Raw genomic sequence first — 12765 nt, 5'->3', positions numbered from 1 at the left:
TAAGGTGAGTTATGAATACAGTTTCAGTTAAGAATCCATTTACTCAAGAAATAATTTGTGAATGTCCTTTAGATGATGAATTAATCATCAAACAAAAAATAGATCGATGCGCCGATGCCTACAAACAACCACTCACATTAAAACAAAAGATAGAAGGGTTAGAGCGTTGGGCGCAACTGTTAACCCAACAAAAGCCACTATTGGCAGGGTTGATCACTCAAGAGCAGGGTAAGCCTTTAATTGAGGCGATAGGTGAGGTGGATTACGCGCTGTCTTATATTGAGTATTATGCGCAGTTAATCAAAGATGAGTCGTTTTTTGAGGCCAAACAAACCGCTGATTCCGTTTGGGTGTCCCTGCGTTCAATGGGTGTTTGTGCGTTTATCACGCCATGGAATTTTCCTATCGCAATGTTGGTTCGTAAAATTGCACCTGCCATTGCAGCAGGAAATACAGTGATTGCCAAATGTTCAGAATTAACCCCGTTATCCGCAAAAGCAATGGTTCAATTATTTGATCAGGCGTTTAATAAATCGGGTTTGTTAGAGCTATGTGTCAGTGATGCTGCATTGTTTAGTTCAATCATTATGCAAGATAGTCGTGTTCGTAAAATATCATTTACAGGTTCAACACGAGTAGGGCAGTTATTAATTGCGCAATCTGCTTTTGATATTAAGCGATTATCTTTAGAGCTTGGGGGCGACGCGCCTTGTATTGTGTCGCAATTTGCAGATATTGACCTAGCGGTAGCTGGCATCATGCAGGCAAAATTTCGAAATGCAGGTCAAACCTGTGTGGCTATTAATCATTTGTATGTTCATGAGTCCGTTGAAGCGGAATTAACAGCCAAATTGAGCGAAAAAATCCAGCAGCTTGTATGTGGTGATGGATTAGATGAAAACACATCAATTGGCCCAATGATTCACGCAAAGGCGTATGAGCAAACTAAACAGTGGGTAGCGCAGCTTATGCAATCTGGCGCACAGATTTTAGCAGTAGGGCAAAATGCTTATGACGGCACTTGTTTTACACCTATGCTGCTTAAACAAAATTTATACCCTGATCACAATGAGCATAAAGAATGGTTTGCTCCTGTTTTGTCCATGAGTAGTTATTCAAATTTAGACAAACTGATCGAACATATCAATCAATCTAAAATGGGGTTAGCCGCTTATTTATTCACCGAAAACGATGCCGAGATTAAAAAGGGTGCACGTAATATCCAAGTAGGAATGTTGGCTATAAATACAGGTGTAATTTCTAATGCCTATGCGCCATTTGGTGGTATCAAACATTCGGGATATGGCCGTGAGGGAGCTTTGGAAGGAATTAAAGAATTTATGTTGGTGCATTATTGTACAGCTCACTAAAATGGTGCATTAATGTTGTCCACAGAATTTGTGGATAAGTTTGTGAGTAACTGTTATTTAACCTGCTCGCGCATAGAAAAACACAAGGATGTTTACCTTTGGTTAAAAAATAGTCAGCTCAAAACCCATACAAATCAAGGGGTTAGCAGAGTTTTGACGGTCAAAATTCGATATTCGGCTCATGTGACAGAAAAATGATACTTTCAAAATATTGTGTATAACCGTTGACAGAGTTGAGCCTAGATATTGTCTGGCTTGAACGAAAAGCAACAATTTTTTGCCTTTATTTATTAAAAATAAATGTTGAAAATACAAATGATATATGGATGGGGTTGCATAAAAAACAGTCTAAAATTTGAGCCGAAAACGTGATGAACAGTGTTACGAAATTCAAAGGTTTTATGGTAAAGTGCCCGCTGTTTTTTTATAGGAGTTCACTGTGTTTGAAATTATTCGTCAAGGTGGGTGGTTAATGATCCCCATTGTTGCAAGTTCTATTTTATCCATTGCTATTATTGCAGAAAGATACTGGGCGCTTCGCCAAAATGCTGTTCAACCAAAAGAAACCTTACCTCAGGTTTGGGGTTGGATTAAAAACAATCAATTAGATGGTAATAAGCTCAAACAATTAAAGCAATCTTCTGCATTTGGACAAATCTTATCTTCAGGTTTAACCGCATCTAAACACGGTCGTGAAGCCATGAAAGACGCCATTATCGAAAGCGGAACTCACGTATCTCACGAATTAGAACGTTTTTTAAGTCTTTTAGGCACCATTGTTATGGTAACGCCATTATTGGGGTTGTTAGGCACAGTTATTGGAATGATTGATGTATTTGGTGAATTAATGATAGGAGGTGCTGGAAACCCTGCGCCATTAGCTGGCGGAATACAGCAAGCATTAATAACCACAGCAGCAGGTTTAACGGTTGCAATCCCTGCGATGATTTTTCACCGAGCCCTTCAGCGTAAAGTCGATAACCTGTTGATTTCTATGGAGCAGGCCAGTACTAAATTAGTTGATGCGATCCATACTGAAAAGGACGATTGATTCGTGATTAGATTTCGAACCAAACAAAGAGAAGAGGCGCAAGTCAATTTAACGCCTCTAATAGATGTCGTCTTTTTATTACTTATCTTTTTTATGGTCAGTACGACATTTAATAAAAATTATGAGCAAGACATCACTTTGCCACAATCATCGAGCAATACAGTGCAATCTGATGATAAGAAAATTGAAATAATTGTTGATGCTTCAGGGAAGATTTCAGTGAATGATCAAACTTTAAATAAAAACAGTGAAAATAATTTAAAGTATGTATTAGGTGAAATGAGTCTGCCAAAAGACACAAAGTTTTATTACCGAGCCGATCAAAAATCTCCAATCGAAAGTTATGTACTTGTCACACAAACCTTAGCAAGCATGGGTTATCAAAACTTATTTATAGTGACGCAACAACTTCAAGAGTAATCATTAGTATTTATGAGTATATTCAGTCGGATTTTTAGCTATTCAAAAACATATAAATTATATTGGATCTTAACGGTTGTTGGATTTTTATGCGCTGCTTTTGCTCAATCATTACAAATTTCAATGATTGCCGAATTAACATCAACAGCAAAAACATTTGGATCACCTGATTTTTTATCCGAAGAAATACAGTATTCGATATTAACTTTGCCGTTTAAAATATTTTTATTATTTGTGTTTTTGGGCTTGAGTAATTTCATTGCCGTTTATTTCATTGAACGAATTGGATTTGAAGTTGGCCATAAAATTCGAATTGATTATTTTAAAAAACTGCAATTTACTGATATTCAATTTATAAAAAATATATCAACAGGAGAAATGCTCAGTAAACTTATTTTTAATATTGAGCAAATGCGAACTTTTTACTCTGGTTTTTTAACGGTAATACTAAGAGATGCATTAGGTATAATTGCCTTTATTGGTGCTGCCTTGTATCAAAGTTGGGAGTTAACGTTAGTCTTTTTTACAGTATTTCCATTTATTGCTTTTTCAGTGAGCTATAGCACTAAGTTTTTTAGAAAATATAATAGAAAAGTACAAAAATCACTTGGAGTTTTGACAGAAACATTTAATGAAAATGTAAAAGGTCAAGAAGTAATTAGGGTCTTTACTCAGCAAGATAATCAATTTGGTAAGTTTTCATCTCAAAGCAAAGTAACCAAATCTCAAAGTATTAAAGTAGTGGTAACCAAATGTTTTTCTATTTTAATTGTCAATGTTATTTCAGGTGTTGGATTGGGGATTGTTATTTGGGCATCGTTTAACCTTGAAGTCGAAGTGGGTAAATTGGTTGCAGTTTTTACTGCATTAGTTGGGTGTGCAAGGCCGTTTAAAAATTTATCTAAACTGAATGATCGTTACAATAAAATCTCTGAAGCCAGTAAAATGGTGTTTTCTCAAATGGATTTAGTCAAAGAGCAAGACAGTGGCACAGATATTTTAGATGAAAAAAAATGTGATTTATCTATCAAAAATTTAGAATTTACATACCCCGAATCAGAAAAAACGGTGCTAGATAAAATTAATATCGAAATTCGATCCGGTCAAACAGTTGCTCTTGTTGGACGTTCTGGTTCAGGTAAAAGTACTTTAATTCAATTGATTGTGAGATTATATAATGCTCAATCTGGTTGTATTCAAATAAATAATCAGTCTATTGATCAGTTGACACTTCACAGTCTTAGAAGTCATATCGCTTTAGTGACACAGCAGCCAATTATTTTTGCTGGAACATTATATGACAATATCGCATTTGGTCAGCCTCATGCCAATGAAGAAAATGTAAAAAAAGCGGCTATTCATGCCCATGTTTGGGAGTTTGCTGAGCATATGGATGGCCAGTTGCAAACTATGATACAAGCAGATGGTTCAAATCTTTCTGGTGGTCAAAAACAACGCATTGCTATTGCTCGCGCATTTTTAAAAGATGCGCCAATTTTATTATTAGATGAAGCAACTTCTGCCTTAGATAACCAATCAGAAGCCAAAGTACAGCAAGCGTTAAATGATTTAATGCAAAACAAAACCACATTAGTGATTGCACATCGATTATCGACAATCAAAAATGCAGATAAAATTATTGTGTTAGAAAATGGGCAAATTAAACAATCTGGTCATTACGAACAATTAAGTCAGCAAGATGGGTTGTTTAAATTGATGTTAAATCAAACGGAATGAATTCATGAAGCTCTGGCAAACTAAAAATTTTAAATCACTTTTGTTATTGCCTTTTTCAGCGTTGTATTTTGTTTTGTCATACATTGATATTGCCATAAAAAAAAATAAAGGAAAAAAAATAGAATTAAACAATCAAACAAAAATAGTGGTTGTCGGAAATATAACAGCGGGTGGAACAGGTAAAACACCTTTTATTCAACTGTTAGCAAACTATTTAATTTCTCAAAATATAAGTGTTGCTATTATTGCAAGAGGTTATGGGGCGATGCCACCTTGGGAGCCCTTTGTGGTTTTGCCTGATAGTCTTGCTAAACATGCAGGGGACGAAGCATTAACCCATGCACAAAATCTAAATATTCCCGTTGTGATTTCTAAAAAAAGAATGTTAGCCATCAAAAAAATTAACCAATTATATGATGTGGATGTCATTTTATCTGACGATGGTTTACAGCATTGGCAAATGCCAAGACATTTAAATATAGTTTTGATAGATGGATTGCGTGGATTTGGCAATGGCTGGTTGTTGCCAGCAGGGCCCTTAAGGCAAACAAAAGCATTTTTAAAACAAGCAGACTTTGTTTTTTGTAAAGGTGAAAAATCACATCACTCAATTCAGCCGACTATCCCGAGTTTTAATATAAAGTGTTTAGGCTTTTACAATCAAAAAAATGAAAGAATCAATATTGCAGATTTGCAAAATATTACATTGGTCAGTGCTATTGCTAATCCTGAATCTTTTTATAAGTTGGTTAATGAATTTGTGCCTCAATATTCAACTTTAGAATTTAGGGATCATCATGGTTTTATTGAACAGGATTTAAAAAAATTGAAAGGCAATATTATTATGACAGAAAAGGATTTTGTTAAGTGTCGAGGGTTTGATTTAAACAATATTGATGGATTGTATTATTGTAAGGTCGAAGCAACAATGGATGAAAATAATCTCGAAGCAATAAAAATAGCGATATTAGCCAATTAATAAATTTCTACTGACGCTGAAATAGAGCGCCATACGTAATCATTTGAGCTTGGATTCGATCCAAATTCGGATGTTGCGGTTAATACCATGATATTAATTCCGCCATTGTATTGATTTAAAACACAACTGACAGTCATTTCAAAACCAACAAATGCCGTTAACTCAATCGTATCCGTAGGGTTAGCTGTATTAGGGATTCTTGCATTATCACAATTATTGTCATTTTTTGCATGGTAAATACCCCAGGCTAATGCCGATTTTGCTGATAAGTCGGCACGATTTGCTTGTAAGGATTGGTCAATGTCCGCTTGAGCGATATTTGAAAATTTCATCATCATGACGATCGATGAGCCAATTACAAGCATGATGAATATCACGGCAACTAACGCCATTCCAGATTGATTGGATTTCTCACTGATTTTAAGGCGCATTTTGAACTAAGACCTGTTTTAATAATGTGATGGTTCCTGCAATAGAATTTTCCATGGTGATAGAAATTTCAATCACACCAGATCTTGTGCTATTGCCCTGCGTGTAACTAAATTCACAATCAGAAAGGGTTTGGCTCAATATTGAACTTGACTCATTAGTAGAGGCTTCAATTTCAGTTCGAGTATCTAAGTCAATTTGATCGCTTGCAAAATCGTAATTTTGATAACGTACGATATTTAATGACCCGTCAGCCGCCGCGGTATCTAATCCACATTGATAGATCACTCCCGTTGAAAATAAAAAAATTCTATTTCTAGGTGAGCCAAATCCTTGGCTGTCAAATTGATGAGCTCGTTGTAAAGTAACCGATGTAATCGGTGCAGTATTGGCTGTTTGTGAGCAATCATCACTGCAGGCTGTGACAGCTAATGGGCTGACTTGAATATTGTTATTAGCAGCAGTTACAGTGGTTTGGTCGGTGCTTAATACTATTTGATTATACAGTTGCGTGGCATTGGTATTAAATAAACTCAAGCGTACATTATCGTTGTTATATGATCCAAATTCGCCAAGCACTGTAAATTGACTGTCAGCTTGAGAAGCTGTTAAAGCGGTGTTATCGCTAGCAATGATAGACGAGCGGTATCTTCCTCCTTGTTCAATTAATATAAATTCTAAAGTGGATCCATCGGCTGAAATTCTAATAGAGTTAGGCAGCGCTTGTTTTAGTTCTTGTGAAATCTTATCGGCGCTACTTTGGGCTAAATGCACTAACTCTTGTCTTGCATATTGCGTTTGATAATTTGCAAATGGTCTAGAAAGAATTGGGGTTATAACCACAGCTAAAATTGACATTAAAGTAATGACCATGATTAATTCAATCAATGTAAACCCATTTAAATTGGTTTTGGATTTAATATTAATCATTATTTGCTCGATATACATTCAGTTGTACAGATTGATTGTCAGCAGATGTGACGTTTACTGTTATAAGGGCTGAATCATTTGCTGTGCCTAATAACCCTTCTAAATCGACGCTTGCATCTGCTGTTATTGATACGGTGACTTGATAATTAGCTAAAGACGCAATTGCAGTATTATTTAAATTTCTAACCACGGTGTCAGGTAAACTTTGGTAGTCACAAATATCATCAAAACGCGCTCTGCTTGAGCGACTTGAATCAGTTGGCATGGATACACCGCACCAAGAGTTAGTAGTTGGATCTAAAAAGGCTTTAGACTGAATTTCTTCTAAGTAAGATTGCGCAATACTTAAACTCTGTGCTCTTAGCATTGGATCGGCATTTGATTTTGAAATGGAGGCCATGGCTTCAAACATGGCAACGATCATAATTGAAAGAATCACCATACTAATTACTAGTTCAATAAGTGTTACGCCAATTTGATTATGGATATTTTTGTTATTCATAAATCAATCCCGTTTGTCCTTCTAAATATAAGGTTTGATTCAAACCTAGTGCGCTAGAAAAATTAATAGGGTGGGCTACCAATAAAACATCACTTGTATTTGTTATAGTAAAATTTGAATGAAAAATAATTTCTAAAGGATTACTTGTGATAACCACCCCAACTGAATTGCTATTTTGTAAGGCGGTGGATTGGTCTTGCAAAGTTAATGTTTGAGTAAAATTGGTAGAGCAAGCAGGATCAATTGTGATCTGATAACTATTGACAGTTAAAGTTAATTTAACTGGGCAACCGCTGGTTTTTGATTTTTTTGCAGCAAATTTAATGGCACTGATGGTTTCATCTACAAAATATCGTTGATCATATATTGCTGTGTTTGGAAATTTACTAATAGTGACTGCGCTTAAAATGGATAACACCAAAATGACCATAATTAATTCAATTAATGTAAAGCCATTTTGATGTTGCTGCACGAAGCGAAAGTTAAGCAGCATAAGTCACTCAATTATTGCATGGTCACAGATGAACATGTGTCGGCAGCATTTAACGTACCGCTACTATCTACGTCCGTCCATACCCCCATTATGGTTATGCTTGATGCACCACCAGATGCAGCTTCAGTATATGCAAAACAATTATCACCAGTTACTGCACCGCTTACTGTAATTGCTACAACATCAGGCGATGCTGAATCAGCATAAACGGCATAATCGCCACCAGCACCTGAAGAAATACCTGCAATGGTTAAAATGGTAGCGGTTGTTGGATAACCATTACTTAGGGCGTAAGCTGTGCCTTCCAATGTGACCGTTGTGGGACTATTTGTTGCAAGGGATGCAGAATGGGCAATCGCATTACCAGAGGATACGGATGCCCGTGCGCCATCTAAAATTGCATCTTTTGCACTGTCGCCCAAATCGGCAAATTTGGGAATTGCAAAGGCAGATAAAATTCCAAGAATTACAATCACCATAATAAGTTCTATTAAAGTGAAACCTTTTTGTGTGTACATGTGTGATATTGAAAGTTGAGACATCTAATCGCTCCGTTAACTTTATTGTAAGTTTGATTACTTCATTTTTCAGATTAGCTTAAAAATCACATTTAAAAAGTGGCTTTGTTTAATGAAAATATTTTATATCCCATTAAACTATTTAGGTTCTGATAAAAAAATCAAAAAATTGTCGGTTAATAATGTTGTCGTACTTCACACATTACAAAGTCATTCTAAATGTCACAAAAAATTACAATAAATAGAATTAAAAAGTTACATTTTATTGAAAAAAGAATGTTTTCTGACGCAAAAATACAATGCATCAGTGGAATCAAGGGGTTCAATGATTTAATTAAAGTAAGTAGGTGTAAATCAGTGTAATGATATTTTTTAGCTCAACTAAACTGTAAAGAAATGTTAGTTACTTTTTTGACACAATGAATTTTATTAATCCCTTTGCAACCCAAATAGATAGTGGTCTTGGTAGGTTATAAATACAAAAGCGCCAATTTTTTTTTAGACTTTTGTACTATGTAAAATGCATTGAGTGGCATTTGTGGAAGTAAAAAAATTAGGTAATAATCCGCTCAACTTAATCAACGGGCTATTGCCCCATTCTTGAAAAGAAAGGTGTATTTTAAGATGAACATTATAAAACCAATTATCGCAACGTTAGCATTCTCATTATTGACTCATGCAGCAATAGCAAAACAACCAACCATTAACTTAGAAAACTGGTCAGTAGACTTTGAAGTAAAAGATACAAACTTTTATAATCATAATGCACAATTTTTAGATGCCACCATGGAAGAGCATATGGTAGGTAATTTTTATAGAGGCTTTACTGTTGCATTAGCAACTAACGCAGGTAAAGAAAGACTTTATAAAGAAGATCCACAAAATTTTGATGTGTATTTAATGCCATATGTGGCCTATCAATTAAATACAAAACAATCCGGTAAATTAAGCGCCTCAGCTACGATGTTAATGGGTACAGCTTTAAATTGGGCAGAAGGTAAGCGAATTGATCGACCAGTTAATTGTGAATGCACAATGTTAGTTTTAGAACCAAGTGTTCAATTTAACTACCACTTAGCAGCAAATCAACTGATCTCTCTAAATTATTCGCAAAGTAATTTAAATCTTTCTGACAAAATGTATCAAACCGTCGGATTAGAATTTAGTTTAGATTTATAAAAAGTATTTAAAACAAAGCTCTCCACGTTTTGATAAAGTAGCCGATTGGCTGCTTTTTTTTTGCATTAAAAAAAGTTTGCATTTAACCAAAAGGTTAACTAGAATTGTTTTACCTTTTGGTTAAATGAATTTAACAATGAATCAAGTTTACAAAGCACTGGGTGACCCAACAAGAAGAGAAATTTTGCGATTGTTGCGTGAACATGATTTATGCGCAGGGGATTTAGCCTCGCATTTTGACTTAAGTAAGCCTGCACTTTCAAAACATTTTGCCATTTTAAAAAAAGCCGATTTAGTGACTGACTATAAAAAGGGCAATTATAATTTTTATCGATTAAATGTATCGGTATTAGAAGAATCATTAATGCAATTAATGCACGTATTTAATTTGGGAGCGAAAAAATGAACATGAATGAATTTTTTTTAAACGGCTTTGGTCGTTTGTATTTAAAGCTAATCGGTTTGTCGTTTATGATTTTTATCTGCGCTGGTATTTCAATTGATGTGAATCACTTGCCTATACATTGGAATTTGGCCGGCGAGCCAGATCAATTTGCTAATAAATGGATAGCGTTAGCGGTGTTTCCATTCATACTCATCATATTGATTTTAGTGATGATGTTTGTGGCTAAGCTTGAATCTAGAAAAGAAAATTTAAAACAATCTAAAAAAGCACTCAGTTATGTAGTGGGGGCCATAGCTTTATTGTTAGTGGTGTTACAAATTATTTCTATATTGGCTGGATTGGATGTGATTCAAAGTCTGGGGCATTGGGTAGTAGCAGGATTGTCTTTTGTGTTTTTAATTATGGGTAATTTTATGGGAAAAATACAATCCAATCATTCGTTTGGTATAAGAACAAAAGCGACATTGTCCGATGAAAACGTTTGGCGAAAAACACACCGCTTGGCAGGGTTTCTTTTTGTGTTTGCAGCGGTAATGGGATTAAGTGCATTGTTTTGGATTGATGCTTCTTTACTATGGATGATCATAGTTGGGTTTGTTTTAGCAGCGATTGTGCCTGCGGTTTATTCTCGATTGATAGCTGCTTCATAAATAGCTGCTTTATAAATAGTTGCTTTATAAATAGTTGCTTCATAAATAAATGGTTAAGTTAATGCGCTTTGGTTTCGCAAAAAAATATGACTGGATTTAAATGTTCGATCATATTGAGTTCGAGGGTAACTTGGTTTTAAAAAGCTAAAATTAATTTTTAATGAGCCTGTTCAGTGAGAGTCAAATTGTGAGAAGTATTCTACTTGTTATTTTGGGATGTAAAGTGAAAATGTATTACCTGTGGTTGATCAGCTTTATGCTGCTAATCCCAATATCTAAAAGCACAGAGATAAATTCAAATAAAAGTCCAGAGGCAGTATTGATGAAAAGCGAACAGATATCATTAGGAAATAACTCAAGTATTATTGTGTTTGAGAGTCTTACAATTAAAGTGACCGATATCGTATTTGAAAGTATTGAAGCGGATCCGTTTGACTCAGAGGCTTATCCAGCTGGAAGTGGTGTGACTGTCTATTTATCTGCAATTTATGCAGGTGAATCAACAGAATTTATTTTTACAAAACTTAGTGATCCTTATGATAGTGAAATAATATTTAAGTGGGAAGCGTTTGAGGTGGAGTTAGTGGAGGTTTCAAGCGCGGGTACTTCATTTGTTATATTAGTTGTTAGTAGGTTGGAGAGAGTTTGAATAGTGAAATATTCAAATTTGATTGTTTCGTACGTTATGAATTTTTAGACATACTTAGTTTTTTTGAACTTTCTCAGAATTGAGCATTATCTTAAAAATATACATTGTTTAGGCAGTAGTGTTGAATAGCAATCAATTTCAGTTGTAAAAATCAGGTTTAAATTTTTAGTGAAATAAGGAAAGGCACACGTGCAAAACTTTCTTTTTACAGCTTTTCAAAATCAAAGTGGATGGGGAACTCTTTAATGTGTTTTTTTTGGTACGACTCTAATAGAGATGCTTAATAGTACGTGCAGTAATACCAATTAAAAAGCAAAAGCCATAATTCAGCTCTTGCTTTTAAAAATTTAAAAATCAAATCCCAGGGGCAACCTGAAACAACTCTTCAATCTTTGCTACGATATTCAATACTTCTTTGCTGTGTAATATACAATCCGCATCAAATTGCGCATCTTCATCTTCTGATTGCTCAGACTGTAATAACTCATCACCATATTTAATACGGCCAATGGTGGCGTTTTCTTTGATTGAAAATTCAATCTTTTCTTCAAAGTTGACACGTAATTGTGAAATCAATAACCCTTCTGCTACGTATTCTTCAATTTGTTTGCTGTGTAATGGCAGGTGTTTTAGTTTGAGTTTTGATTGGGTGTCACTTGAAGAGGTTAATTCAAAATCCTCTAATAATTCAAAACCTACTGGGGTTTCATCTAACCATGATGTTAATTTACTTTTGATGTCTAACACGTTTTGCCAAGGTGTAACGGCAAGGCTGCCTAATGCATCTCGCAACATGGCTGTGATGTCATCTGCTGCTGATGCAGACGAACAGTTTAAAATTAATCGTTGGCTGTCAGAGCAAAAGAAACCTAAATAATCGCGGTTTTTAGTGAAGGCACGGGGTAATAATTCAAAAATAATTTCGTCTTTAATTTCTGTTCGTTCTTTTTTCGAAACGTTACGTTGTTCGTTGTTTTTGATCTCTTCTACTTTTTCTTGTAACGCTTCGTTTATAACGGAGCTTGGCAAAATACGTTCCTGTTTGGTGATTTTAAAATAAGTTTGCGAACCAGTAACGTAAATTAACGAATCGTCGTGTTTTTTGACACTGCGAAAACCCATCGATGACGCCTCTTGTTGACTGCATGGACGCCATGGTTTTTGTACTAATGCGGTCTGAATTTGCTCACTTGTGACATTAAATCCTTCATTGAATTGATACACAAAAATCTGTTTAAACCACATAAATTCTACTCTCTAGTCATATTGTAAAAAGCGACTCATTATTCATAAGTGGAAACAAAGCTCAAGCAAAGTTTTGAGTTTTTTAATTTCTTATGAAATGTGAGCTGTGTCAATAAAATATTGAATTGTGTTAAAACGTAGTTTTAGCCTGCAACGTCAAATATTCCTGCTTTTATATGTAGTGAAGGCCCGTTTTATCGGTCATTA

General features: G+C 35.0%; 15 protein-coding genes. 9 read left to right on the top strand and 6 right to left on the bottom strand.

Features of this window, described 5'->3' with window-relative positions; translation table 11 throughout:
* Positions 1 to 11: 11 nt before the first annotated feature.
* The 5 genes from TYM08_RS11200 (at position 12) to lpxK (ending at position 5557) form a co-directional block, all read left to right on the top strand.
* Positions 12 to 1370, top strand: a complete 1359-nt coding sequence (locus tag TYM08_RS11200; RefSeq protein ID WP_422379235.1) for an aldehyde dehydrogenase family protein — start codon at positions 12 to 14, stop codon at positions 1368 to 1370.
* Positions 1371 to 1809: 439 nt separating this feature from the next.
* Positions 1810 to 2421: a MotA/TolQ/ExbB proton channel family protein gene (locus TYM08_RS11195; protein ID WP_422379234.1), complete on the top strand. Its 612-nt coding sequence runs from the start codon at positions 1810 to 1812 to the stop codon at positions 2419 to 2421.
* A gap of 3 nt (positions 2422 to 2424) precedes the next feature.
* Positions 2425 to 2841 carry an ExbD/TolR family protein gene (locus TYM08_RS11190; RefSeq protein ID WP_422379233.1) on the top strand — a complete coding sequence of 139 codons (417 nt, stop codon included), beginning with the start codon at positions 2425 to 2427 and terminating at the stop codon, positions 2839 to 2841.
* A gap of 12 nt (positions 2842 to 2853) precedes the next feature.
* Positions 2854 to 4578 (top strand): ABC transporter ATP-binding protein, encoded by a 1725-nt coding sequence (locus TYM08_RS11185; RefSeq protein WP_422379232.1) that lies wholly within the window; start codon positions 2854 to 2856, stop codon positions 4576 to 4578.
* A 4-nt stretch (positions 4579 to 4582) separates the two neighbouring features.
* The gene (gene lpxK / locus TYM08_RS11180) at positions 4583 to 5557 is read left to right on the top strand and encodes a tetraacyldisaccharide 4'-kinase (RefSeq protein WP_422379231.1); all 975 of its coding nucleotides are present in this window, start codon (positions 4583 to 4585) and stop codon (positions 5555 to 5557) included.
* On the opposite strand, the gene TYM08_RS11175 is transcribed toward lpxK, so the two are convergent.
* The 5 genes from TYM08_RS11175 to TYM08_RS11155 are packed head-to-tail and all read right to left on the bottom strand — an operon-like array spanning position 5554 to position 8453.
* Complete coding sequence (locus tag TYM08_RS11175; RefSeq protein WP_422379230.1) at positions 5554 to 5988, bottom strand: hypothetical protein; 435 nt, start codon at positions 5986 to 5988, stop codon at positions 5554 to 5556. The genes lpxK and TYM08_RS11175 overlap by 4 nt on opposite strands.
* A complete protein-coding gene (locus tag TYM08_RS11170; RefSeq protein ID WP_422379229.1) occupies positions 5978 to 6916 on the bottom strand; it encodes a pilus assembly FimT family protein in 939 nt (312 codons plus the stop codon). Before TYM08_RS11170 ends, TYM08_RS11175 begins: the two co-directional genes overlap by 11 nt.
* Positions 6909 to 7418: a type IV pilus modification PilV family protein gene (locus TYM08_RS11165; RefSeq protein ID WP_422379228.1), complete on the bottom strand. Its 510-nt coding sequence runs from the start codon at positions 7416 to 7418 to the stop codon at positions 6909 to 6911. The genes TYM08_RS11170 and TYM08_RS11165 overlap by 8 nt, the downstream gene beginning before the upstream one ends.
* Entirely contained in the window at positions 7411 to 7911 is a 501-nt protein-coding gene (locus tag TYM08_RS11160; protein WP_422379227.1) for a pilus assembly FimT family protein, read from the bottom strand. The genes TYM08_RS11165 and TYM08_RS11160 overlap by 8 nt, the downstream gene beginning before the upstream one ends.
* A gap of 11 nt (positions 7912 to 7922) precedes the next feature.
* A complete protein-coding gene (locus tag TYM08_RS11155) occupies positions 7923 to 8453 on the bottom strand; it encodes a pilus assembly FimT family protein (RefSeq protein ID WP_422379226.1) in 531 nt (176 codons plus the stop codon).
* A 600-nt stretch (positions 8454 to 9053) separates the two neighbouring features.
* Between TYM08_RS11155 and TYM08_RS11150 the strand changes: the two genes are divergently transcribed.
* The 4 genes from TYM08_RS11150 (at position 9054) to TYM08_RS11135 (ending at position 11313) form a co-directional block, all read left to right on the top strand.
* A complete protein-coding gene (locus tag TYM08_RS11150) occupies positions 9054 to 9608 on the top strand; it encodes a hypothetical protein (RefSeq protein ID WP_422379225.1) in 555 nt (184 codons plus the stop codon).
* Positions 9609 to 9744: 136 nt separating this feature from the next.
* Positions 9745 to 10014: an autorepressor SdpR family transcription factor gene (locus tag TYM08_RS11145; RefSeq protein WP_422379224.1), complete on the top strand. Its 270-nt coding sequence runs from the start codon at positions 9745 to 9747 to the stop codon at positions 10012 to 10014.
* Positions 10011 to 10664 (top strand): SdpI family protein, encoded by a 654-nt coding sequence (locus TYM08_RS11140; protein WP_422379223.1) that lies wholly within the window; start codon positions 10011 to 10013, stop codon positions 10662 to 10664. The genes TYM08_RS11145 and TYM08_RS11140 overlap by 4 nt, the downstream gene beginning before the upstream one ends.
* Positions 10665 to 10986: 322 nt before the next feature.
* The gene (locus TYM08_RS11135; protein ID WP_422379222.1) at positions 10987 to 11313 is read left to right on the top strand and encodes a hypothetical protein; all 327 of its coding nucleotides are present in this window, start codon (positions 10987 to 10989) and stop codon (positions 11311 to 11313) included.
* 354 nt (positions 11314 to 11667) lie between these two features.
* Here the strand turns inward: TYM08_RS11135 and TYM08_RS11130 are convergent, their stop codons facing one another.
* Positions 11668 to 12558, bottom strand: coding sequence for a recombination-associated protein RdgC (locus TYM08_RS11130; protein WP_422379221.1), 891 nt, complete (start codon positions 12556 to 12558; stop codon positions 11668 to 11670).
* Positions 12559 to 12765: the final 207 nt, after the last annotated feature.

Origin of the sequence: Marinicellulosiphila megalodicopiae (assembly GCF_045862395.1) — a bacterium.
GTDB lineage: Bacteria > Pseudomonadota > Gammaproteobacteria > Pseudomonadales > Natronospirillaceae > Marinicellulosiphila > Marinicellulosiphila megalodicopiae.
This window is presented reverse-complemented; position numbering and strand designations above follow the sequence as displayed.